21 protein-coding genes and 1 tRNA gene are annotated in these 23351 nt (G+C 66.1%); 12 read left to right on the top strand and 10 right to left on the bottom strand.

Annotated features, from left to right (window positions below; genetic code table 11):
• Positions 1 to 4: 4 nt before the first annotated feature.
• The 3 genes from cadR to POR01S_RS01850 form a co-directional block, all read right to left on the bottom strand.
• Positions 5 to 475 carry a Cd(II)/Pb(II)-responsive transcriptional regulator gene (gene cadR, locus POR01S_RS01860; protein WP_042133376.1) on the bottom strand — a complete coding sequence of 157 codons (471 nt, stop codon included), beginning with the start codon at positions 473 to 475 and terminating at the stop codon, positions 5 to 7.
• Positions 476 to 669: 194 nt separating this feature from the next.
• The gene (locus POR01S_RS01855; protein ID WP_007158979.1) at positions 670 to 849 is read right to left on the bottom strand and encodes a hypothetical protein; all 180 of its coding nucleotides are present in this window, start codon (positions 847 to 849) and stop codon (positions 670 to 672) included.
• A 169-nt stretch (positions 850 to 1018) separates the two neighbouring features.
• A complete protein-coding gene (locus POR01S_RS01850; protein WP_042133374.1) occupies positions 1019 to 2422 on the bottom strand; it encodes a hypothetical protein in 1404 nt (467 codons plus the stop codon).
• A 136-nt stretch (positions 2423 to 2558) separates the two neighbouring features.
• On the opposite strand from POR01S_RS01850, the gene POR01S_RS01845 reads away from it, so the two are divergent.
• Positions 2559 to 2810 (top strand): CsbD family protein, encoded by a 252-nt coding sequence (locus POR01S_RS01845; RefSeq protein WP_007158981.1) that lies wholly within the window; start codon positions 2559 to 2561, stop codon positions 2808 to 2810.
• Positions 2811 to 2889: 79 nt separating this feature from the next.
• Here the strand turns inward: POR01S_RS01845 and POR01S_RS01840 are convergent, their stop codons facing one another.
• The 3 genes from POR01S_RS01840 to tesB all read right to left on the bottom strand — a co-directional run bounded on the left by POR01S_RS01840 (position 2890) and on the right by tesB (position 5707).
• On the bottom strand, positions 2890 to 3258 hold the full coding sequence (locus POR01S_RS01840) for a response regulator (RefSeq protein ID WP_007158982.1): 369 nt from the start codon (positions 3256 to 3258) through the stop codon (positions 2890 to 2892).
• 25 nt (positions 3259 to 3283) lie between these two features.
• Positions 3284 to 4732: an ATPase domain-containing protein gene (locus tag POR01S_RS01835; protein ID WP_042133372.1), complete on the bottom strand. Its 1449-nt coding sequence runs from the start codon at positions 4730 to 4732 to the stop codon at positions 3284 to 3286.
• 114 nt (positions 4733 to 4846) lie between these two features.
• A complete protein-coding gene (gene tesB / locus POR01S_RS01830; RefSeq protein ID WP_027599866.1) occupies positions 4847 to 5707 on the bottom strand; it encodes an acyl-CoA thioesterase II in 861 nt (286 codons plus the stop codon).
• A gap of 171 nt (positions 5708 to 5878) precedes the next feature.
• Between tesB and POR01S_RS01825 the strand changes: the two genes are divergently transcribed.
• The 7 genes from POR01S_RS01825 to POR01S_RS01795 all read left to right on the top strand — a co-directional run bounded on the left by POR01S_RS01825 (position 5879) and on the right by POR01S_RS01795 (position 13747).
• The gene (locus tag POR01S_RS01825; protein ID WP_052382612.1) at positions 5879 to 7495 is read left to right on the top strand and encodes a histidine kinase famiy protein; all 1617 of its coding nucleotides are present in this window, start codon (positions 5879 to 5881) and stop codon (positions 7493 to 7495) included.
• On the top strand, positions 7492 to 8124 hold the full coding sequence (locus POR01S_RS01820) for an exopolysaccharide biosynthesis protein (protein ID WP_007158986.1): 633 nt from the start codon (positions 7492 to 7494) through the stop codon (positions 8122 to 8124). Before POR01S_RS01825 ends, POR01S_RS01820 begins: the two co-directional genes overlap by 4 nt.
• The gene (locus tag POR01S_RS01815) at positions 8121 to 9047 is read left to right on the top strand and encodes a histone deacetylase family protein (protein ID WP_042133369.1); all 927 of its coding nucleotides are present in this window, start codon (positions 8121 to 8123) and stop codon (positions 9045 to 9047) included. The genes POR01S_RS01820 and POR01S_RS01815 overlap by 4 nt, the downstream gene beginning before the upstream one ends.
• Positions 9048 to 9059: 12 nt before the next feature.
• Positions 9060 to 9836, top strand: coding sequence for an NYN domain-containing protein (locus POR01S_RS01810; RefSeq protein ID WP_007158988.1), 777 nt, complete (start codon positions 9060 to 9062; stop codon positions 9834 to 9836).
• Between the two features lie 154 nt (positions 9837 to 9990).
• Entirely contained in the window at positions 9991 to 11232 is a 1242-nt protein-coding gene (locus POR01S_RS01805; protein ID WP_042133367.1) for a zinc-dependent alcohol dehydrogenase, read from the top strand.
• A 46-nt stretch (positions 11233 to 11278) separates the two neighbouring features.
• Entirely contained in the window at positions 11279 to 12523 is a 1245-nt protein-coding gene (locus POR01S_RS01800) for a TIGR03862 family flavoprotein (RefSeq protein ID WP_042133364.1), read from the top strand.
• A 108-nt stretch (positions 12524 to 12631) separates the two neighbouring features.
• The gene (locus POR01S_RS01795) at positions 12632 to 13747 is read left to right on the top strand and encodes an FUSC family protein (RefSeq protein WP_255211783.1); all 1116 of its coding nucleotides are present in this window, start codon (positions 12632 to 12634) and stop codon (positions 13745 to 13747) included.
• Between the two features lie 18 nt (positions 13748 to 13765).
• Here the strand turns inward: POR01S_RS01795 and POR01S_RS01790 are convergent, their stop codons facing one another.
• Positions 13766 to 15658: a metallophosphoesterase family protein gene (locus POR01S_RS01790; protein WP_052382610.1), complete on the bottom strand. Its 1893-nt coding sequence runs from the start codon at positions 15656 to 15658 to the stop codon at positions 13766 to 13768.
• Positions 15659 to 15796: 138 nt separating this feature from the next.
• Here POR01S_RS01790 and rhlE1 point away from each other — a divergent pair, with 138 nt between their 5' ends.
• The gene (gene rhlE1 / locus POR01S_RS01785; RefSeq protein WP_042133360.1) at positions 15797 to 17113 is read left to right on the top strand and encodes an RNA helicase RhlE1; all 1317 of its coding nucleotides are present in this window, start codon (positions 15797 to 15799) and stop codon (positions 17111 to 17113) included.
• Between the two features lie 147 nt (positions 17114 to 17260).
• Here the strand turns inward: rhlE1 and cysS are convergent, their stop codons facing one another.
• Both cysS and POR01S_RS01775 read right to left on the bottom strand, forming a co-directional pair.
• Positions 17261 to 18646, bottom strand: coding sequence for a cysteine--tRNA ligase (gene cysS, locus POR01S_RS01780; RefSeq protein ID WP_027601871.1), 1386 nt, complete (start codon positions 18644 to 18646; stop codon positions 17261 to 17263).
• On the bottom strand, positions 18646 to 20334 hold the full coding sequence (locus POR01S_RS01775) for a glutamine--tRNA ligase/YqeY domain fusion protein (protein WP_042133355.1): 1689 nt from the start codon (positions 20332 to 20334) through the stop codon (positions 18646 to 18648). Before POR01S_RS01775 ends, cysS begins: the two co-directional genes overlap by 1 nt.
• Positions 20335 to 20480: 146 nt before the next feature.
• Between POR01S_RS01775 and POR01S_RS01770 the strand changes: the two genes are divergently transcribed.
• The 3 genes from POR01S_RS01770 to POR01S_RS01760 all read left to right on the top strand — a co-directional run bounded on the left by POR01S_RS01770 (position 20481) and on the right by POR01S_RS01760 (position 22697).
• Entirely contained in the window at positions 20481 to 20975 is a 495-nt protein-coding gene (locus POR01S_RS01770) for a peptidylprolyl isomerase (protein WP_007158996.1), read from the top strand.
• The gene (gene lpxH / locus POR01S_RS01765; RefSeq protein ID WP_042133353.1) at positions 20972 to 21700 is read left to right on the top strand and encodes a UDP-2,3-diacylglucosamine diphosphatase; all 729 of its coding nucleotides are present in this window, start codon (positions 20972 to 20974) and stop codon (positions 21698 to 21700) included. The genes POR01S_RS01770 and lpxH overlap by 4 nt, the downstream gene beginning before the upstream one ends.
• 184 nt (positions 21701 to 21884) lie before the next feature.
• A complete protein-coding gene (locus tag POR01S_RS01760) occupies positions 21885 to 22697 on the top strand; it encodes an HDOD domain-containing protein (RefSeq protein ID WP_007158998.1) in 813 nt (270 codons plus the stop codon).
• A 73-nt stretch (positions 22698 to 22770) separates the two neighbouring features.
• Here the strand turns inward: POR01S_RS01760 and POR01S_RS01755 are convergent.
• Positions 22771 to 22860: transfer RNA gene (locus POR01S_RS01755), tRNA-Ser, on the bottom strand.
• Positions 22861 to 23351: the final 491 nt, after the last annotated feature.

The raw sequence follows: 23351 nt of genomic DNA, 5'->3' as shown, positions 1-23351 counted from the left end.
CTAGCTAGTCATGCAGGCGGTGGGTGCCGGGCACATGGGCGTGCCCGGCCGCACTGCAGCTGGCGGTGGTCGCCGATGGCGCCGCCGGCTGACCGAGTTCGCGCAGGATGCCGCAACGGTCCCCTTCGCCCTCTCCCTGGCAGTGGCGCCTCAGGGTCACCAGCTGTTCACGCAGCTGATTCAACTCGCGGATACGCACCTCGACATGATGCAGATGGTCGCCGATCAGGGCGTCCACCTGGGCGCAGCCGGGTTCGCGGGTATCGCGCAGGGCCAGCAGAGCGCGAATCTCCTCCAGCGTCATGTCCAGCGACCGACAATGGCGAACGAAGACCAGGCGCTCGACCTGGCTTTCGTCATAGCTGCGGTAGTTGCTGCTGCTGCGCGCCGCCGGACTCAGCAGCCCTTCGCGCTCGTAGTACCTGATGGTCTCGACGGCGCAATCGGTGCGCCTGGCCAATTCGCCGATCTTCATCATCCTGTCTCGTTGAGCTGAGGTGCACAGCCTGCCGTGCCGGAGCCGCTGCAGCAAGGACGGAAGACGGTCAGGGGGTTGAGGGAGCGACGTTACCGGAGGGGGAAGACATGGATAGTCCGGCTGACGAGGGGCCAGACAGGACGACGCCCCGGCGATGAGTGGGTCGCCGGGGCGTCGAGACAGCCGCCAGATTAGTTGGCGTTGTTCTGGTAGAGCGCGGAGACCCGGTTGGGATGCTCCGACTGGAATTGGGCTTGAGCATTGGCGCGAATCGACTTGCTCGACATATCGCGGCTGGCGGCGGACGCCGTGCCCGACAGCAGACCCATGAACAGGACGGCGACGATGGCTTGGACACCCAGGACTTTCATAGCGAATACCTCTTGGTTGTGCTGTTTCGATAGACACAGCGTACTCCCAGTACTAATTCGCCAAAAAGAGTCCTTTTAGAGAGTGATATTTACCTCTGAGGAAAATATCACCTGGGAACTTCCAGACCTCATGCAGCAGCCCCCGGCCTGACCAGGGGCTCTGGGCCGGCTATCGCAGGTCGCTAAGGTGCTTTTCCAGGCCCATGGCGCGTCCGGCTCCGACACTGGTCAGGTGGAAGAAGCCGTAGTCCTCCAGGTAGGTCCAGCGACTCAGGGGGCCATGGCCCGCCTCGCCATGCCGGCACTCCAGGGTCTTGGCCCGGCCGCTGAGGCTGGCCAATACCCGGCGCGCCTCGCCGTCGCCAACCACCTTGCAGGACAGCCTGATCTCGCGCTGCTCGGCGCCCTTGAGATTGCCGGTCAGGGTCTGCCGCGCCTGGTAACCGACCTGGCTGCCAACGGCAAGGGCGCGCCAGTCGCCGCTGAAGGTCAGCTGATCCAGGCTGGCGACTTCTTCCACCGGCAGGTTGCCGTTGTCGATACGGGTACGGCGTACCAGGTCGATCAGCCCGCGCCAGGTGAGCGAATCGACCCGGGCCGCCTTGCCCTGGGCACTGAAGCGCAGCAGTCCGGGCTGGGCGCCAGGGCTGACCTGCACCTCTTCGCGATAGGCATGGGTCTGGCCTTCGTAGCGGCTCTCGCCCTCCTCCACGAAGCGCTGCACAACCACCCGCGGCGCGGGCAGCGCCAACGCCTTGAGCGCCTGCAGGGGCTGCGCCTGGGCCGCGGGTAGTTCGCCGGGAGGCGGCGGAGCAGCCGGCGGTGTGGCGGCGGCCCTGACCTCTTCCATGCGCGGCGTAGCCAACAAGGCGTCTCGCCGATCACAGGCGGCTTCCAGCAGGGTACGCCGTTCGGCCGGCGCCGCCGTGAAGGCTTCCTGGCCCTGGGCGCTCGGCTGGCTGTCGGTCACCCGCCCCGCATCGTCCAGGCCGTAGCGCGCCAGTAGCAGGTAGCGGCGCGCCGTGCAGTCGGCCGCCAGGGATTCGCGCCACTGGCGCACCGGAGCACCGTAGCGTGGCGTCTGCAGGACGACGGGCAGTTGCTGACCCGCCCAGAAACGGCGCACGCTGTTATCGTCCACCAGGCTGTTGCGATCAATCACCAGGGTGTCGCCGCCGGGGCCCCTGGCGAGGGCGCGCCAGTCGGCGTTGGCGGGCCGGGCGCAGAGCGCCGCCACATCGGGACGCTGCTTGAGCGCCGCGACCTTGGCCGCGCTCAACGGCAAGGGCGCGGCATAGGCATTCACCCGCCCCGGATAGACCCGCTGAGCGCCATCCAGGTAGAGCAACTCGGCCTGGTCAGCCACGCAATCCAGGGAGACCAGGGCGGAGCCGCCATCGGCCAGGGCGAGCGCCATCTGCAGACGCGAACCCTCGCGCAGAACGCTCTCGGCGATGATAGGACGGGCGAAGAGGTCGTCGGCCCCAGTCGGGGCTTCGGCCGGCGGCTGCTGAGTGCTGCAGCCCGCCAGGAGCGACAGCAGGCAAAGGGCGGAAAAACGGCTGGAGATCATGGATCCTCTCGGCAGGGAACCGCGATACACGTCGCGAACAGCAAATTGACCTGAACGAAATGCGTCTGGCGCGGATCAATAAAGGAAGCATGCCGCTTGGCATGACCTCCCCCGTTTCCCCACACGAGGTGCATTTATGAATACCGATCAGATCATAGGCAATGCCAAGGACGCTACCGGCAAGGTCCAGGATAGCTTTGGCGCGGCGACCGGCAATGCCGACTGGCAAGCCCAGGGCAAGGCCCGTCAGCTGGAAGGCAAGCTGCAGGAGCAGTATGGCCAGGCCATCGACTGCGCGCGCAACGTGACCGCCGACAAGCCCTTCACTGCCCTGGCCATCGCCGGCGGCGTCGGCTTCGTGCTGGGCGTACTGCTTTCGCGCTCCTGATCGGAGACGCGGGGCTGGCCGCTGCGCCAGCCCCATAGCAAAAAGGCCTGTCTAGACAGGCCTTTTTGCTATGGGTTCGTCATTGCTCCAGGGTCACCAGGTGCTTGTGCACCGCATCGACGATGTCGCTGATGTTGAACGGCTTCTGAAACACGGAATCGAACAGCTCCGAACTCTCCTGAGCCAGATGCGCCTGGGCGCCGCTCATGAGGATAATGGGCAGATGCTGCAAGCCTTGACGTTCACGCAGGGCCTCTGCCAGCTCGCGGCCGTTCATCACCGGCATCATGAAATCGGTGATGACCAGGGACGGTAGTTCGCGATCGAATACGTCAAGCGCTCGGCGACCATTGCTCGCCTTGACCACCATGTAGCCTTCGTCTTCGAGGGCGAAGGCCAGGATGTCCGCTATCAGGAATTCGTCATCGACCACCAGTATCGTCGTCATCTGGAGATTCTCCCACCCGACGCGATCATGGTTGTGTGGAGGGCATGGCTGAACCTGAAAGTACCTTCACCATGTCTTTGAATGCCTTTTTCAGTTCGATTCCCGAGTCGTCGATGATCAGTTCGCACAGCGCTGGATCGTAGATGCTGTCCCTGACCTTGAGGATCGACAGCACCCGCTTGATCTCGGCCTCGGCCTCGACGAATCGCAGCAAAATCAGATTGTCCACCATGCTGGAAAGTTCGGGCGCCGGCGCGGCGATGTCCGCGCCAAAGACGTCGCGCAATTCCCAGGTGGCTAGAACTGTGACGCCCTGGGTACGCAGCTCGTTCAGTAGCGCGCTGAAGTATTCGATGAGCCGTCCCTGCGGCAGGGCGAAGCGGGCGATGGCGCCCAGGCTGTCGATCACCAGCCGCTTGATGCCGTGCTCTCTGACCATGGCCAGCAGTTCGAGACCGACCTCGTCGAGGCGCATCTCGGTGGTCGGTTGCCAGTGCAGATGCAAGGCGCCCTCGTCGACCCGGCTGGCCAGATCGAGGCCCAGGGCACTCGCCTTGAGCAGCAGTCGCTCCGGGGGCTCGTAGAAGCCGAACATCAGCGCGGGCGCTTCCGGCGTCGAGGCCGCCAGGAAGTTGAGACTGATGGAGGTCTTGCCGGCACCCGATGGCCCCATGAGCAGGGTGGTCGAACTCTCCGGCAGGCCGTTTTCGATCATCGCATCCAGCGACGCCATGCCACTGGGCACGCGCTGGTGACTGACGCGATAGGTCGCGCCGGCCGAAGGATCGCGATACAGCGCCTCGAGGCGCGGAAACACGGTGATGCCGGCATCGGAGATGGTGAATTCGTGAAAGCCCGGCAGCGCGCCGCTGCCACGGGTCTTGCGCAACGCCAGGCGGCGGATGGTGCGACTGCCGATTTCTTCCTCGTGCAGATCCAGCACACCATCGACCATGGTGTGTTCCGGGCTGCCGTCCTCGAGACGCGCGCTGGTGAGAAAGATGACCGTGCAACCGGCAAAGGCCGCATGCCCCTGCAACTCGGCGATGAATTTCTTGGTGTCGATCGGCGTTTCCGCGCGCGACCGGGCATTGAGCAGGCCATCGACCACCAGCAGACTGGCCTTCTGCCGGCTGATCTCGCGACGCAGCAGGCGGACCACCTCGTCCAGCCCCTCACCTTCCATGGTGTCGAAGGCACTCAGGTACTGGACCTGGTCGCCGATGCAGGAGCGGTCGAAGAAATCCAGCGTGGAAAAGAACTGGAACATCCGCTCGTGGGTTTCCGACAGCATGGTGGCGAACAGAACCCGCCCACCGCCGCGCACATGGTTGAAGGCGATCTGGTTGGCCATGATCGATTTGCCGGAACCCGGACGCCCCTGGATGACATAGGACGCACCTGCAACCAGGCCTCCCTTCAAGATCTCATCCAGCCCCTGGATACCGGTTACGACGCGCGCGAGTCGATTCAAGAACGATGCCTCAAACTAATGTTGTGCCTGGGACGCCCAGCCGCGGGCATCCAGTCCTTCGCAGGCAAGAGCCTATAAGGGTGATAACCAAATAGCCAGCCGGACGGCTGGATCTCAGCCGCGTTTGCGAATCAGTCCTTCCTGGGCCACCGAGGCCACCAGCTGACCCGCGCGGTTGTAGATGCTGCCGCGGCACAGACCGCGGGCACCACCGGCCCAGGGGCTGTCGATGGCGTACAGCAGCCAGTCGTCCAGGCGGAAATCGCGGTGGAACCAGACCGCATGGTCGAGGCTGGCGATCTGCAGCGAGCGATCCCAGAAGCTGGTGCCATGGGGCAGCAGCGAACTGGGCAGCAGATTGAAATCCGAGGCGTAGGCCAGCAGATAGCGATGCAGGGCCGGCTGGTCCGGCAGGTCGCCGGTGGCGCGGAACCAGACGTGGCGGACCGGTTCGGTGGGCTGCGGCTGGAAGGGGTCGGTAAAGACCACCGGGCGCATCTCGATCGGGCGCGGGCCGAGCAGCTTGTCGCGCAGCGGCGCAGGAATCAGCTCGGCATAGCGCTGGGCGTGGGCGATTTCCGATTGCAGGGTCTCGGGTGCCGGTACCTCCGGCATGGTCGTCTGATGCTCGAAACCCGGCTCCTCGATATGGAAGGAGGCGCTGCAGAAGAAGATCGGCTGCTCGCCCTGGAAGGCGGTGACCCGGCGCGTGGAAAAGCTTCCGCCGTCGCGAATGCGATCCACCTGGTAGGTCACCGCCTCGACCGCCGACCCGGCGCGCAGGAAGTAACCGTGCAGCGAGTGCACCCGGCGCTCCACCGGCACGGTCTGGCTGGCCGCCGACAGCGCCTGCCCCAGGACCTGACCACCAAAGAGCTGGGGAAAGCCCAGATCCTGGCTGCCGCCCCGATACAGATCGGGGGCCAGGGATTCGAGGGTCAGTAGATCGACCAGGTTGTCCAGCACCTTGCTCATGGGTAGGGTTCCTTGACAGAGAGCGATCATCATACGCAAAACCGGTCAAATCCTGTGCGTTCGCCGTGCTTCCAGACACATTGCTCATCGTATGACGATAACTGGTGGAGCTTGTGGCCGTATAAAGGGTCACAATAAAGGTATCGCTGTCCGCTCGCAGGCTTCCTCTCCATGACCGAAACCGCCAACGCTTCGTCTTCCCACCCCGCCGCGGCCCAGATCGCGGAGCTGGGCAAGGGTCTCGGCCACGACGACATCTTCTTTGCCGCCGTGAAGAAGACCCGGATGCCGATGATCGTGACGGATCCGCACCAGCCGGATAATCCGATCATCTTTGCCAACGAGTCCTTCCTGCGTACCACAGGTTATGCCCTGGACGAGGTGCTGGGTCGCAATTGCCGCTTTCTGCAGGGACCCGACACCCGCCAGGAGCACATCGCCGAGATCCGCAACGCCATCCGCGAGCAGCGCGACTGCGACATCGAGTTGCTGAATTACCGCAAGGACGGCTCGACCTTCTGGAATGCGCTGTTCATCTCGCCGGTGCTCGATCCCGCGGGCCAGCTGCGTTATTTCTTCGCCTCGCAGCTCGACGTCTCCCGCCGCCGCGACGCCGAAGACGCCCTGCGCCAGGCTCAGAAGATGGAAGCCCTGGGTCAGCTCACCGGCGGCATCGCCCACGATTTCAACAACCTGTTGCAGGTGATGGTCGGCTACCTGGATATCCTGAGGATCAACCTGGACCGCCCGGAACTGGACAGGGACAAGGCCAAGCGCCATGTCGACAACACCCGCGACGCGGTGAATCGGGCGGCGACCCTCACCCAGCAGCTGCTGGCCTTCGCCCGCAAGCAGCGCCTGACCGGGCGCGCGGTGGACCTGAACAAGCTCATTAATGCCCGCCAGAGTCGCCTGGCCCAGGCCCTGGGCGGCCCCTTCCGCTTCATCTTCCGCCCGGCACCGGCGCTGTGGAATTGCCGGCTCGATCCGATCCAGCTGGAGACGGCGCTGCTCAACATCGTCGACAACGCCCGCCTGGCCATGCAGGAGCGCGGCACCGGCACCCTGACCCTGGAAACCCTCAACGTCGAGGTCAATGGCCAGGACCTGGCCCATGGCGGCCTGGCCCAGGGGCATTATGTCTGCATAGCCTTGACCGACACCGGCTGCGGCATGTCGACCGACGTGCTCGGGCGCGCCCTGGACCCCTTTTTCACCACCCGCGACGAAGGCCAGGGCAGCGGCCTGGGCCTGTCCATGGTCTATGGTTTCCTCAAGCAGTCGGGCGGCCTGGTCAGGCTCTATTCCGAGGTCGGCATAGGCACCTCGGTGCGTCTCTACTTCCCCGTTTCCGAAGAGGAGGCGCGCGAACACCCGGCGCCCCTGCCGACCCCGCACGAGGACAGCGGCGGTTCCGAGACCATCCTGGTGGTGGACGATCGCCCGGACGTGGCGGCCCTGGCCCAGGCCATCCTGGAAGAGACCGGCTACCAGGTGCTGGTCGCCCACAATGGCCAGCAGGCGCTGGACATTCTCGCGCGCGAACCCGCCATCGACCTGCTGTTCAGCGACCTGATCATGCCTGGCGGCATGAATGGCGTAATGCTGGCCAAGGAGGCCCAGCGGCGGCAGCCCGAGTTGCGCATCCTGCTCACCACCGGCTACGCCAACAACGCCCTGGAACTGGAAGAAGGCAACGGCGAGCGCTTCCCCATCCTCAACAAGCCCTATGGCCGCCAGGACCTGACCCGCTGGATCCGCCGCATGCTGGACAGCGCCCAGCCATGAAAGAGGAGGCCCTGGAGCGCGAGCCCGCCAGCTGCGACACCGGGCAGGATGGCCCGGTGGACCTCCAGAGCTTTCTGGCCTGCCTGGAGCGGGTGGGTAACAGCCCCAGCCAGGTCTCGGTGCAGCACCTGATCGACGCCATCGGCAGTCGCTCCTTCGGCCCCATGATCCTCCTGCCGGGCGTGCTGGCGATCTCGCCGCTCACCGGCATTCCCGGTATCGCCACCGCCATCGCCGTCTTCGTGATGCTGGTGAGCGGTCAGCTGCTACTGGGGCGCGACCACTTCTGGCTGCCGCGCTGGGTGCTGCAGCGCTCCGTCTCCCGCGGCAAGCTGCGCAAGTCGCTGCGGCTGCTGCAGAAGCCGGCGCGCTGGGTCGACAAGGTGGTCAAGTCGCGGCTGCGGGTACTCACCTCGCGCCCGGCGCACTTCGTCACCGCCCTGCTCTGCATCCTCATCGCCGCGACCATGCCGGTGCTGGATCTGGTGCCCTTCGCCAACACCACGGCGGGGCTGGCGCTGACCTCCTTCGCCCTGTCGCTCATCGCCCGCGACGGCCTGCTGTTTCTGCTGGCGCTGGGTTTCTGTACCGGTATCCTCTGGTTCATCCTGGAGCTTCTGGTGTTTTGAGCACACGCCTGCCCCTGGTCTACCACGAGGACTACAGTCCGCCCTTCCCCGCTGGCCATCGTTTTCCGATGGAGAAATTCCGGCTGCTGCACGAACACCTGAGTGCCAGCGGCATCCTGGGCGCCGACAACTGGCAACGGCCCGAACTCTGCCCGGACGAGCTACTGGCGCTGGCGCATGCCCCCGACTACATCCAGGCGTTCAAGGCCGGCGAACTGCCGCCGCCGCTGCAACGCCAGCTGGGCCTGCCCTGGAGCGAAGCCCTGGTGCGCCGCACCATCCGCGCCGTGGGCGGTTCCCTGCTCACCCTGGAGCTGGCGCTGCGTCATGGCCTGGCCTGTCACCTCGCCGGGGGTACCCATCATGCCCATCACGACTATCCGGCCGGCTTCTGCATCTTCAACGACCTGGCGATACTGGCGCTGTCGCTGCTGGAAAGCGGACGCGCCGGACGGGTGCTGATCCTGGACTGCGACGTCCACCAGGGCGACGGCACGGCGCGCATCCTCGCCGAGGTGCCCGACGCCGTCACCGTTTCCCTGCACTGCGCCACCAACTATCCGGCGCGCAAGGCGCAAAGCGACTGGGACATCCCCCTGCCCCGCGGCCTGGACGACGCCGGCTACCTGCGGGTGCTCGACGACGCCCTGGGCTACCTGCTGCCGCTCCATCAGCCCGACGTGGTGCTCTACGACGCCGGGGTGGACGTCCATCGCGACGACGCCCTGGGCTATCTCGAATTGACCGATGCCGGTCTCGCGGCGCGCGACGGTTTCGTCTTGCGGCGCTGCCTGGCGGCAGATATACCCGTGGTGGGGGTGATCGGCGGCGGCTATTCAGCCGATCGCCTGGCCCTGGCCCGTCGTCACGGCATCCTCCATCACACGGCGACCCAGGTCTGGCACGAGCTCGGCCTGCATTGAACAGGAGTTTCCATGAGCAAGACCGCCAAGACACCCGAATCCAGCCAGGCACGCCTGGCCGTGCTGATCGACGCCGACAACGCCCCCGCGGCCATCGTCGACGGCCTCATGGCCGAGATCGCCCGCTTCGGCGTGGCCAGCGTCAAGCGCATCTACGGTGACTGGACCCAACCCCAGCTCAACAGCTGGAAGAAGGTGCTGCTCGACCACTCCATCCAGCCGGTGCAGCAATTCGGCTACACCAAGGGCAAGAACGCCACCGACAGCGCCCTGATCATCGACGCCATGGACCTGCTCTACACCCGCCGCTTCGATGGCTTCTGCCTGGTCTCCAGCGACAGCGACTTCACCCGCCTGGCGGCGCGACTGCGCGAGGAAGGGCTGACGGTCTACGGCTTCGGCGAGGAGAAGACGCCGGATCCCTTCGTCTCGGCCTGCGACAGATTCATCTACACCGAGATCCTCAGGTCCAAGCCGCGGGAAGAGCCGCGCGAGGCCGCCGGCGCCAGCGACAAGCCCGCCACCACCAATCGCGGCAAGCCCAAGCTGAGCACCATCCTCAAGCTCATCGAGCAGGCGGTGGAAGACGCCTCCGACGAAGGCGGCTGGGCCAATCTGGGCATGGTCGGGGCCAACCTCGGCAAGGTGCGGCCGGATTTCGACGCCCGCCTCTATGGGCACCGCAAATTCAGCGGCCTGGTCAAGGCCCATGGCGATCGTTTCGAGGTTCAGGAACGCGATCCCGCCGACGGCAGCGCCGGCAAGGCCGTCTATATCCGCAACCGCTGACGCCGCTGCGCCTGCCCGGCTCTGGCCCGGGCAATAGCGGCGAAAAGTCGCGAAATGTCGCTATCAGATCGCCATACCACCGGTCCGACCTCGCGGAACCGCTCGGCTGACGGCGGCCTCCACCCTAGGTGCTTACCGCCCTTCGGAGACCGCCATGCGAGCCTTGACCTACCACGGTGCCCACGATGTCCGCGTCGATACCGTCCCCGATCCGACCATCCAGGACGCCGATGACATCGTCCTGCGGGTGACGGCCACGGCCATCTGCGGTTCGGACCTGCACCTCTACCGCGGCAAGATTCCCACCGTCGAACACGGCGATATCTTCGGCCACGAATTCATGGGCATCGTCGAGGAAACCGGCCCGGCCGTCACTGCCGTGCAGAAAGGCGACCGGGTGGTGATTCCCTTCGTCATCGCCTGTGGCAGCTGCTTCTTCTGTAACCAGGATCTCTACGCCGCCTGCGAGACCACCAATACCGGTCGCGGCGCCATCCTCAACAAGAAACAGATCCCGCCGGGCGCGGCGCTGTTCGGCTTCAGCCACCTTTATGGCGGCGTACCGGGCGGCCAGGCCGAATACGTGCGGGTGCCCAAGGCCAACACCGGTCCCTTCAAGGTGCCCGGCACCCTGGCCGACGAAAAGGTGCTGTTCCTGTCCGACATCCTGCCCACCGCCTGGCAGGCCGTGCTCAACACCGGCATCGGCCAGGGATCGAGCATCGCCATCTATGGCGCTGGCCCGGTCGGCCTGCTGTCCGCGGCCTGTGCGCGGATGCTGGGCGCCGAGCGCATCTTCATGGTCGATCACCACCCCTATCGGCTGGCCTATGCCCAGCAGACCTATGGCGTCATCCCGATCAACTTCGACGAAGACGACGACCCGGCCGCCACCATCATCGAGCAGACGCCCGGCAAGCGCGGCGTCGACGGCGTGGTGGATGCGGTGGGCTTCGAGGCCAAGGGCAGCACCACCGAAACCATCCTCGCCAACCTCAAGCTGGAAGGCAGCAGCGGCAAGGCCCTGCGCCAGTGCATCGCCGCGGTACGCCGTGGCGGTACCGTGAGCGTACCGGGCGTCTATGCCGGCTTCATCCACGGCTTCCTGTTCGGTGACGCCTTCGACAAGGGCCTGACCTTCAAGATGGGCCAGACCCACGTGCAGCGCTATCTGCCGGAGCTGCTCGAACACATCGAGCGCGGTGACCTGGCGCCGGAGGCTATCATCACCCACCGGATGTCCCTGGAGCAGGCGGTCGAGGGCTACAAGATCTTCGACAAGAAGCAGGAGGACTGCCGCAAGGTGATCCTGACGCCCGGACGCAGCGAGCCGCTGATTCCCGAACGACTGGAAGAACCCCTGGCGGCGCCCCTGGGCCAGGCCGGCGTGGTCTAGTCGCGTCGCGTACAATGGCGGTTTTCCTCAGCTCCTGGATGCCGCCATGTCTCTCCTTTCTGCCACGCCCGTCGTCGCTGTCATCGGGGGCGGCCCTGCCGGGCTGATGGCGGCCGAGACCCTGGCCGCCGCAGGCGTCCCTGTGGACCTCTTCGATGCCATGCCTTCGGTAGGCCGCAAGTTTTTGCTGGCCGGCGTGGGTGGCATGAACATCACCCATGCCGAGGAGCAGTCTGCCTTTCGTCAGCGTTATCGCGAGCGTGAGAGCGGCGTCAGCCCCTGGCTCGATAGCTTCGATAGCAACGCCCTGCGCGCCTGGATCCATGAGCTGGATATCGAGACCTTTGTCGGCACCTCGGGCCGGGTGTTTCCCGCCGACATGAAGGCCGCACCCCTGCTGCGTGCCTGGCTGCATCGCCTGCGCGACCAGGGCGTACGCATCCATACCCGCAGCCGCTGGCTGGGCTGGGACGCCGAGGGCCGGCTGCGCCTGGCCATCCCGGAGGGCGAGCGGCTCCTGCAGCCCCAGGCTACGGTACTGGCGTTGGGCGGTGGCAGCTGGCCGCGGCTGGGCTCGGATGGGGCCTGGCAGGCCCTGCTCGCCGCGCGAGGAGTCGAACTGCGCCCGCTGGAACCGGCCAATTGCGGTTTCGAGGTGGCCGGCTGGAGCGACTTCCTCAAGACCCGCTATGCCGGCGCGCCGATCAAGCCGTCTACCCTGGCCCTGCCGGGTCAGCCGCCACGCCAGGGCGAATTCGTGCTCACCGACACCGGGATCGAGGGCAGCCTGGTCTATGCGCTGTCCGCCGAAATCCGCAAGGCCATCGAACGGGATGGCCAGGCGACCCTGAGCCTGGACCTGGCGCCGCAGCGTGACCTGGCGGAACTTGGCCGGGCCCTGGCCAGACCCCGCGGCAGCCAGTCCCTGGCCAACCACCTGCGGCGCCACGCAGGGATCGACGGCGCCCGGGCCGCCCTGCTCCGCGAACTGGCCCCGCCAGAGACCTTCCAGGACATGGGCCGGTTGGCCCAGGCCTGCAAGGCCGTGCCCCTCACCGTGGTCAGAGCGCGGCCCCTGGCGGAAGCCATCAGCAGCGCGGGCGGTGTACCCCTGGAAGCGCTGGACGACGGCCTGATGCTCCGGCAGCTGCCGGGCGTCTTCTGCGCCGGCGAGATGCTCGACTGGGAGGCGCCCACCGGCGGCTATCTGCTCACGGCCTGCTTCGCCAGTGGCCGCGCGGCGGGCCAGGGCGTGCTGCGCTGGCTGGCCACTGGTGGCAGCTCGGCCTGAGCGGTCCCGTCGCGATGCGCCTCTACCGTTCGCGGCCGGCTCCCGTGCTGCCAGACGGCGATCAGCGGCGGTAACATAGGCAGCGATCACGGTACTCATCAGGGATCCATGTCTCCCTCTCAGGCGTTGTCGGAATTCAGGCAGTTGTTGCGCGATCTGGCAGGCGATCTCCGCCAGTTCGGCCGCGACCGGCGCCGTCTGGTCGACGAACTGGAAACCCTGACCTCGGTCCTGCTGGCGATCCTGCTCGGCCACCTGGCCGGGGTTCAGCATGTCGGTTGGGCGGCGTTCAGCGGCTATATCGTGATGAGGTCAGATGTCCGCGACAGTTTCTCGCGCGGCTGCCTGCGGGTGCTGGGTACCTGTATCGGCGCCGCAGGCGCCCTGTTGGTCCTGCGCCACCTGCAGCTGAACCCCTACGAGCAGGCCGTCCTGCTGGGCACAGTGGGCAGCATCACCCTCTATCTGACACTGGTAGGCCGCTATGGCTATGCCTGGTTGCTGGGCGGCCTCACCTACGCCATGGTGGTCCTGGCGAGCCTCCAGGCGCCCGATCAGCTCGAGCAATACGCCCTGTCACGCCTGTTGGAGGTGGCGCTCGGCACCTCGGCGTGCGTGCTGGTGAGCGCCCTTTCCACCTACGGCGTCCGTGCGCGCCTGTGGCCCAAGGTGCCGACCACGGTGGCCTCGACACCCCGAACCCTGGGTGTCTGGCAGCCCCTAGCGTTGCGCCATGCGCTGCAGGGAGGTCTGGCTCTGGCCCTATTGTCTCTGGGCGCGACGGCAGAGATCGAGGTGGATGTCAGCCAGGCGGCCATCACCATCCTGGCGGTCATGGTGGTTCCCTTCGACGGCCTGAGCAGCGCCGGCAAGGCGGTTTCCAGAAGGCTGCTGCATCGAATGCTCGGCTGCCTGCTCGGGGGTGGCCTGGCGGCCCTTCTGTTGTTGGTCGGCCAGGAAAGCCTCTGGCTGACGCTGGCGGGCGTTGCGCTCGGTGTGCTGATCGGCAGACACCTCGAGAACGGCCCGCTCGGTATCGGCTATCTCGGCATGCAGTTCGCGCTGGCGTTTCTGGTGGTGATGGTGCCTGACCACTATGACCATATCGACCCGGTGGCAGGCCTGGCGCGACTGGGCGGCATCCTGCTGGGTTTTCTGGTGCTGGAACCGGTGTACTGGCTCTCGACCTGGCTGATCAGGCGCCTGTCACCCGGAAGACCCTAGGGCGCGGCGGCGCCGACCTCAGGGCGGGCGCTCGACGAACTCGGTGGCCGGCGAGCCATCGGCATTGTGCTGGCGGATCACCGCCGGCCGCCCTTCCCCGTCCAGCAGCACCTGGCCGATGCCGGCACCGTTCCACAATCGCTCGCCGGCCTCGCGGCGATCCGGCAGGCGCGGCTGCAGTTCCCAGCGGCGGCGCTTGGTGAAGCCGTTGAGCGGCGACCAGGGCGCATAGAGCCAGCGATTGAGTCGGTCCAGGGTCGCCAGCAGGCGCGGCGGGAATTCGTTCTTGATGCCGCTGCTGGTGATCTGCCAGAGCCGCGGCTCACCGCGCCGGTCTCGGATGCGGATGTCGTAGACGAAGGAATAGTGCACGTCGCCGGAGAGCACCACGTAGTTGCCCGGGGTGCGGCGGTGGCGAAAGATGTTGAGCATGGTCTTGGCCGCCCCGGGGTGGGCCATCCAGTTCTCGGCATCCACCATCAGCGGCTGGCCGAACCAGGTAAAGATGCGCTGCACCGCCTCGATCAGCTTGACCCCGAACATGGGCGCAGCCGAGACGATCACCGCCGAGGGATGGTCCAGCAGGTCCTGCTGCAATTCGCAGAGGGCTTCCCAGTCCATCAGCCCCGAGGGGTGCTCCAGGCGCCGCTCGCTGCGCCAGCGACGCGTCCGGGTGTCCAGCACGATCAGCGGCGGGCTGGTCTTGAGCACGTAGTGCCAGCCCTGGAAGCGCAGCAAGTCGTCGATGCAGGCGTTCTGCGTCGGGCACTCCAGCTTGCCGTCGTCACCCGCCGTGTCCAGCAGCCGGGCCGTGGCCGCCAGGGGTTCGGCCACGGCTTCCGGGGCGTTGCCCCAGGCCTGGCAGAGCAGGTAGGCCAGCAACGCATTGCCGAGGATGCGCCGGGAAAAGGGATGGCCGTAGGCGGTCTCTTCCCAGCGGGCGGAGAGGTTCCAGTCGTCGGTGACGTCGTGGTCGTCGAAGATCATCAGCGTCGGCACCCCGGCCAGGGCCCGCGCCGCCTGAGGCAGGGTCGCGACGAAGCCCTCGATGCAGCGCGACTCGGCGGCGTAGCGCTCATCGTCCTTGGCGTCGAGCGCCGGTGGCACCACCTCGATCAGCGTCCAGGGTGTCGGCGACCAGCAGAGCAGATAGAGCGCCAGCACCTCGCTCAGGGTCACCAGGTGGTTGTGGGCATTGGTGGAGGTGAAGATGGGTTTCTCCACCCCGCCGAAGAATTTCTCACGCAGCGCCCGGTTGGACTTGAAGGCCGGCAGCAGGTCCTCGCGGTGGTAGAGGTTGGCGGCATGGGCCATCAGCGCCTCGCTGTCCGCCACCACCGCCCCTTCGAGGTCCTCGCCATAGAGCCCGAGGCGGCGGATCAGCGCCTGCACCGCCAGCAGCATCGGCCCGGCGACGTCATCGGCATAGACCTGGTCGCCCGTGAGCAGCAGCGCCGCCGGCGACTCCTCGGGTGTCGTGCAGCCCTGCAGCAGGCGATCCACGGCAATCAGGCCATCGGCCGAGGCATGGTGGGGCTTGCGGCAGGAGCCATGCAGCAGATGATCGAAACGCGCGCGCAGGACGAAGCGCGGCAATTCGCCCTCGGCGGAGAGCAGATGCGGCGCCCAGTCGCGGATTCCGCCGGCGCTCAGCTGCAGGTCGTAGCGGAGGAAGGTGTCCGTGGGCAACTCGGTGTCCGGCCGGACCTCGATCAGCTGCAGGTAGGCCTGCTCGCCCAGGCGCAGGCACTGGGTCTCCCCCTGCACGCCGAGCTCGGTCGCCCCCTGCCACAGCCGCGGCACGGGCGTCTCGGCCGAGCGGGTCACCAGCCACAGCAGCAACCGGGACGCTTCGGTGCGCCGCAGCAAAGGGCCGGCCAACACCGGGGGCAAGGTAGGGGTAGCGCTCATGGGGTCTCCTGTAGCCACGCAACTGACCACTATGCCGTGCCGGGATTCCGGCTGCAGCCGCCGCCTGGCTACAAAGTTTGAGCGCGCTTCACAGTCGGCCTAGAATTCGCTCCCTTTTCGACGCCATCCGGGCCTGTCATGACCTTTGCCGACCTCGGCCTCATAGATCCGCTGCTGCAGGCGCTCACCGCCCTGGAGCACAGCTCCCCCACGCCCATCCAGCGCCAGGCCATCCCGGCGGTGCTGGCCGGTCGCGACCTGCTGGCCGCCGCCCAGACCGGCACCGGCAAGACCGGCGCCTTTGGACTGCCGCTCCTGCAGCGACTGGTGCAGGAAGGCCCGGCGGTGGCGCCCAACCATATTCGCGCCCTGATCCTCACCCCCACCCGCGAGCTGGCCGAGCAGGTCCATGCCAGTCTGCGCGACTATGCCCAGCACCTGCCCCTGCGCACGGCCGTGGCCTACGGTGGCGTGAGCATCAATCCGCAGATGATGAAGCTGCGCAAGGGCGTGGACGTGCTGGTGGCGACCCCTGGGCGCCTGCTCGACCTGTTCAACCAGAACGCCGTGCGCTTCGACCAGGTACAGCTGCTGGTGCTGGACGAAGCCGATCGCATGCTCGACCTGGGCTTTTCCCGGCAACTGGGCGAGCTGTTCGTCATGCTGCCGCGCAAGCGCCAGACCCTGCTGTTCTCGGCGACCTTCTCCGACGCCGTGCGTCAGCTGGCCGCCCCGGTGCTGCGCGACCCCCAGACTATCGACGTCAGTCCGCGCAACACCGCCGCGGTCACCGTCAAGCAGTGGGTGGTGCCGGTCGACAAGAAGCGCAAGACCGAACTCTTCCTGCACCTCTATCGCAGCGGTCGCCATGGCCAGGTGCTGGTGTTCGCCAAGACCCGCAAGGGTGTGGAGCAACTGGTGGAGGCGCTGCAGTCCGAGGGGCTGGCGGCGGAATCCATCCATGGCGACAAGCCCCAGCCCGCGCGGCTGCGCTCCCTCGCCCGCTTCAAGGCCGGCGAGGCCGACATCCTGGTCGCCACCGACGTGGCCGCCCGTGGCCTGGACATCCAGGACCTGCCGCTGGTGGTCAACCTGGACCTGCCCATCGTGGCGGAAGACTATGTCCACCGCATCGGCCGGACCGGCCGCGCCGGCAACCAGGGCCAGGCGGTGTCCCTGGTATGCGCCGATGAAGTGGAGCAGCTGGCGGCCATCGAGACCCTGATCGGCCAGATCCTCATGCGCCGCGACGAGCCGGACTTCATCCCCGACCATCGAGTGCCCCAGACCAGCCCGGGCGGCCTGGTCATGAAGAAACCCAAGAAGCCGAAGAAACCCAAGGTGGGCGGTCCGGTATCCGACAAGCCCCTGGGCCGCTGGGTGGAAGACGGCAAGCCCAAGGTCAAGTCGGTGCGCAAGACGCCGGGTTTCGGCAAGGCGCGCAAGAAGCCCTGAGCCCAGGAAGGGTGGACAAGGCTGCGCCGTTGTCCACCCTACGGCCCCGCACCTCGTAGCCTGGAAAACCGCGTAGCGTTTTCCGGGGATGGTGGACCAGGCCAGACAGGCGGATGACGCAGAACCGTCATCCGCCTGATCGCAGACCTACTCCGCCAGGCGCCAGGTGGTGCCGCCCTTGCCGTCTTCCAGCACCACGCCCAGGGCGGTGAGCTGGTCGCGGATGCGGTCGGATTCCGCCCAGTTCTTTTCCGCACGAGCAGCAAGGCGCGCCTGGATCAGCGCCTCGACCTCGGCCGCATCCACCCGGCCCGCCGCATCGGCGCGCAGGAAGGCTTCCGGCTCCAGTTGCAGCACGCCCAGCACCTCACCCAGTTCGCGCAGACGTCCGGCCAGGCCGGCCGCCGCGGCGGGATCGCTCTCGCGCAGGCGATTGATCTCGCGGGCCAGCTCGAACAGCACGCCACAGGCACCGGCGGTGTTGAAGTCGTCGTCCATGCACTGGGCGAAGCGCTCGGCGTAGCCCTCGCCGCCTTGCGCAGGAGCCTGCGGCAGCCCCTTGAGCGAGTGGTAAAAACGCTCCAGGGCGCCCTTGGCTTCGCGCAGGTTGTCTTCCGAATAGTTGATCGGACTGCGGTAGTGGCTGGCGATCAGCAGGTAGCGCACCACCTCGGGGTGGTACTTCTCCAGCACCTCGCGCAGGGTGAAGAAGTTGCCCAGCGACTTGGACATCTTCTCGCCGTTGATGGTGATCATCCCGCAGTGCAGCCAGGCATTGGCGTAGGTCTTGCCGGTGGCCGCCTCGCTCTGGGCGATCTCGTTCTCGTGGTGCGGGAATTCCAGGTCGTTGCCGCCGCCGTGGATGTCGAAGGTCTCGCCCAGGCAGCAGGTGGACATCACCGAGCACTCGATGTGCCAACCCGGACGCCCGGCGCCCCAGGGCGACGGCCAGCTCGGCTCGCCCGGCTTGGCGGCCTTCCACAGCACGAAGTCCAGCGGATCTTCCTTGGCCTCGCCCGGCTCGATGCGGGCACCGATGCGCAGGTCCTCGACGCGCCGCCGCGACAGCTTGCCGTAGCCGGCGAAGCGATTGACCCGGTAGTAGACGTCGCCATTGCCCGCGGCATAGGCGTAGCCCTTGTCGATCAGGGTCTGGATCATGGCGTGCATGCCGTCGATATGATCGGTGGCGCGCGGCTCCTGGTCGGGCTTGCGAATGTTCAGCCGCGCCTCGTCCTCGTGCATCGCCTCGATCATCCGCGCCACCAGGTCGGTGAAGGGCTCGCCGTTGGCGTTGGCGCGGTTGATGATCTTGTCGTCGATGTCCGTGATGTTGCGCACGTAGGTCAGGTCATAGCCGCTATGGCGCAGCCAGCGCGTGATGACGTCGAAGGCCACCATGCTGCGGCCATGGCCCAGGTGGCAGTAGTCATAGACGGTCATGCCGCAGACGTACATGCGCACCTGCCCCGGCACCAGCGGCGTGAAGGCTTCCTTGGTCTTGGTCAGGGTGTTGTAGAGGTGCAGCGCCATCATTGCCCCCAGGAATCGCGCAGGGTCACGGTGCGGTTGAATACCGGCTTGCCGGGCGCCGAATCCTTGAGGTCGACGCAGAAGTAGCCCTCGCGCTCGAACTGGAAGCGGTCTTCCGGCTGGGCCTGGGCCAGGGACGGCTCGGCGCGGCAGCCCTTGAGCACCACCAGGGACTCGGGGTTGATGTTGTCGAGGAAGCTGCCGCCCTCTTCGCTCTTCTCCGGCTGGGCCGAACGGAACAGGCGATCGTAGAGGCGTACCTCGCACTCCACGCTACCCTCGGCCGGCACCCAGTGGATCACGCCCTTGACCTTGCGGCCTTCGGGGTTCTTGCCCAGGGTGTCCGGATCGTAGCTGCAGCGCAGCTCGATGACCTTGCCGTCGGCGTCCTTGATGGCTTCGTCGGCGCGGATCACGTAGCTGCCGCGCAGACGCACCTCGCCACCCGGCTCCAGGCGCTTGTAGCCCTTGGGCGGATTCTCTTCGTAGTCGCCCTGGTCGATGTACAGCTCGCGAGTGAAGGGCAGCTGGCGCACGCCCAGGTCCTGCTTGGGATGCCGTGCCAGTTCCAGGTTTTCCACCTGGCCCTCGGGGTAGTTGGTGATCACCACCTTGAGGGGCTTCAGCACGCACATGGCGCGCGGGGCGTTCTGGTCCAGGTCCTCGCGGATGGCGAATTCCAGCATGGCGACGTCGACCACGCCGTTGGAGCGGGTCACACCGATCATCTCGCAGAAGTTGCGGATGGCGGCCGGGGTGTAGCCGCGACGGCGATAGCCCGACAGGGTCGACATGCGCGGATCGTCCCAACCGTGCACATGGCCTTCGTCCACCAGCTGCTTGAGCTTGCGCTTGCTGGTGACGGTGTAGTTCAGGTTGAGGCGGGCGAATTCGTACTGGCGCGGCTGCGCCGGCACCGGCAGCTTGGCCAGGAACCACTCGTACAGCGGGCGATGGTCCTCGAACTCCAGGGTGCAGATGGAGTGGGTCACGCCTTCCAGGGCATCGGACTGGCCATGGGTGAAGTCATAGCTCGGATAGATGCACCAGGCATCGCCGGTCTGGTGGTGATGGGCATGGCGGATGCGATAGAGGATGGGATCGCGCAGGTTCATGTTGGGCGAAGCCATGTCGATCTTGGCGCGCAGCACCTTTTCGCCGTCCTTGAATTCGCCGGCCTTCATGCGGGCGAACAGGTCCAGGTTCTCGGCCACCGAACGATCACGGAAGGGGCTGTTGCGACCCGGCTCGGTGAGGCTGCCGCGGTATTCGCGGGCCTGCTCGGGGGTGAGGTCGCAGACATAGGCCAGGCCCTGTTCGATCAGGTTGACGGCCCAGGCGTAGAGCTGGTCGAAGTAGCTGGAGGCGTAGCGCACCTCGCCGGCCCAGTCGAAGCCCAGCCAATGCACATCGCTCTTGATGGCGTCGATGTATTCCTGGTCTTCCTTGGCCGGGTTGGTGTCGTCGAAGCGCAGATGGCAGTCGCCGCCGAATTCCTTGGCCAGCCCGAAGTTCACGCAGATCGACTTGGCGTGGCCGATGTGCAGGTAGCCGTTGGGCTCCGGGGGGAAGCGGGTGACGATCTTGGCCTGCTTGCCGGCGTCCAGGTCAGCCTGGACGATCTGCCGCAGGAAATGCGCGGGGGCGGCTTTGGCGGCGGTGGACGAGTCGGAAGTCGGCTTGCTCATGGGATCCTTAACTGGGCAGACGCACGGCCAGGGTAGGCCGGGCAAAGGTAAACCCGTATCATAGCCCAACCCGTCAAGTCCCGGCGAAACCCTTGAGGCCTTCGCCGGGTCTGGATGCTGTCCCCCTTAGCTACGGATTCGCTGCCATGATCAAGCTGCACACCAACCACGGCGTCATCACCCTGGAACTCTTCGAGGACAAGGCGCCCGAAACCGCGGCCAACTTCAAGGAATACGTCAAGAGCGGTCACTACGACGGCACCATCTTCCACCGTGTGATCAGCAACTTCATGGTCCAGGGCGGTGGTTTCGAGCCGGGCATGAAGCAGAAGCCGACCCGCGCCCCGATCAAGAACGAAGCCAACAATGGCGTCTCCAACGCGATCGGCACGGTCGCCATGGCCCGCACCATGGACCCGCACTCCGCCTCGGCGCAGTTCTTCATCAACGTGTCCGACAACACCTTCCTCAACCACACCGCGCCCACCAGCCAGGGCTGGGGCTATGCGGTGTTCGGCAAGGTGGTCGAAGGCATGGACGTGGTCAACGCCATCAAGGGCGTCGCCACCACCAGCAAGGCCGGTCACCAGGACGTGCCGAGCGAAGACGTGATCATCGAGAAGGCCGAGATCGTCGAGTGATCCTACTGGTCTCCGACCTGCATCTCGAACCGCAACGCCCGGACCTGGTCCGGGCGTTTTTGCATCTCCTCGAAACCCGCGCCCGCGGTGCCGAGGCCCTGTACATCCTTGGCGATCTGTTCGAAGCCTGGATCGGCGACGACGCCATGGGTGCCTTCGAGCAGGAGATTGCCACGGCCCTGCGCCAGCTGGCTGACAGCGGCACGGCCATCTACCTGATGCACGGCAATCGCGACTTTCTCATCGGCAAGGCCTTTTGCCGCCAGGCTGCCTGCCGCCTGCTGCCGGATCGCCATATCGCCGACTTCCACGGCCGTCGCGTGCTGCTGATGCACGGCGATACCCTCTGCACCCGCGACGAGGGCTACCAGAAGCTGCGCCGGATCCTGCGCAACCCCCTCACCCTCTTCGTCCTGCGCCACCTGCCGCTGGCCAGCCGCCAGCAGCTGGCGCGCAAGCTGCGCAGCGAAAGTCGCCAGCAGACCCGGGCCAAGGCCATGGACATCACCGATGTCACCGAGGCCGAGGTCGAGCGGGAAATGCGCGCCGCCCGGGTGACCACGCTGATCCACGGCCATACCCACAGACCCGCGCGCCATGAGCTGCTGCTCGATGGCCAGCCGGCCGAACGTATCGTGCTGGGCGATTGGGACCGTCGCGGCTGGGTGCTGGCAGCCAGCGCGGCGGGCCTGAGCCAGGTCGACTTCGCCCTCGACGAACGGTAATGACGCAGCCAGGCAAGCCTGGCTTGCGTGCGGCAAGTCCCTGACCGGCAAGGCAATCCTGCGCGGCCACCTGGTCCTGGTCGCCCGGGCTGCGACCGATCGTCACATGGCGACTACAGAAATCCACACAGGCGACCGATGACGAGGGTGTAAGGAGATGTAACCCTTTTCCGCGGAGACGCCCATGCAACTCGACACCCTCTTTGCCCAGCTGCACAACCTGCCCAACGTCCCCGAAGTGGCGCAGGTCCTGATCCGGCAATTCGACGACCCCAACACCAGCATCGAAACCCTGTCGCGCACCGTGGCGCGTGACCCGGTCATCGCCGCCAAGGTGCTGCGCCTGGCCAACTCGGCGCGCTTCCGCGGCGCCCGCGAATCCACCAGCATCGAAGACGCCGCCCTGCGCCTGGGCTTCAACACCCTGCGCACCCTGGTCCTGGCTTCGGCCTTCGCCGGCGGCTTCAAGGCCGCACCCGGCTTCGATCTGCAGGCCTTCTGGTACAACAGCTTCCTGGTCGCCAGCCTGTGCAAGCCGCTGGCCAAGCAGGCCGGCCTGGACCAGGAAACCGCCTTTACCTGCGGCATGCTGCATGATATCGGCGAGCTGCTGATCCAGAGCGGTGCGCCGGAGCTGGCCCCCAGCCTGGCCGGTCGGGCCACCGCCAGCAGCCATCGCGCCGCTGACGAGACCCTGCAACTGGGCTTCGGCTATCCAGAAGTGGGCGCCGAGCTGGCGCGTCGTTGGCAACTGCCCCAGGTGCTGCGCGATGCGATCGGCTATCAGGCCCGCCCGCTGCAGGCGCCGGAAGGCAACGGCTATGCGCTGATCGTGGCTCAGGCGGTCGCCGTGGCCGAGGTGCTGCACGAGAATGCCGGCGACAGCAAGGTGCAGGACCTGAGCGGCCCGCTGTTCGCCAGCATCGACCTGGAACAGCTGACGGCCGTGCTGCCCAACGCCCGGGATACCGCCGCGACCTTTGCCCAGGCTGCCTGATCCCCGGAGGGCCTGGCCAAATCGCAGGCAAGAAAAAACCCCTGGAGCTGGGCTCTCAGGGGTTTTCTTAATCTGGCGGTGAGGGAGGGATTCGAACCCTCGATAAGATTTCTCCTATACACACTTTCCAGGCGTGCTCCTTCAACCGCTCGGACACCTCACCAGATTTGCTCAGTGGCTGCATCTGCATCACCGAGGCGCGCAACTATAGGCAAAGGCGATTTCGATGGCAAGCTTTTTCTTCAATCGATTCATACATTTGCATTCACGACCTGGAAGGGCCTGCGCCCTGCCCCGTTCACGGGATGACCGGCTGGTCGCTCCTCCCTCGCTCCAAACCGTTGATACCTCCGACCAACGGTAGCGTCGCACGCATTTTCCTAATCATCTGAAAGCAAAGGAAAAATCCCTTGGTACGACATTTCTGATAACCGCCTGGCCGGTTACCGCCACAAAACTGAAATTTATGTTCTATAGCTACTGGATAGTGCTCAAGCCTGCGGGTATCAGTAACTGCATGCCGCTGTTGCGCAAGCGCTTCCCGCTGAAGACGTAAAGGCTCTAAACAGCTAACAATAAAGGCCCCGAGTCATGTTCAAGAATCCCGTCCCCAAGTGGCGTCAGGCGAGTTTCGTCCTCATCGTCACCACCGTC

The organism is Pseudomonas oryzihabitans NBRC 102199, from assembly GCF_000730625.1.
GTDB lineage: Bacteria > Pseudomonadota > Gammaproteobacteria > Pseudomonadales > Pseudomonadaceae > Chryseomonas > Chryseomonas oryzihabitans.
Note: the sequence above shows the minus strand (reverse complement) of the source record. Positions and strands in the feature narration are given on the sequence as shown.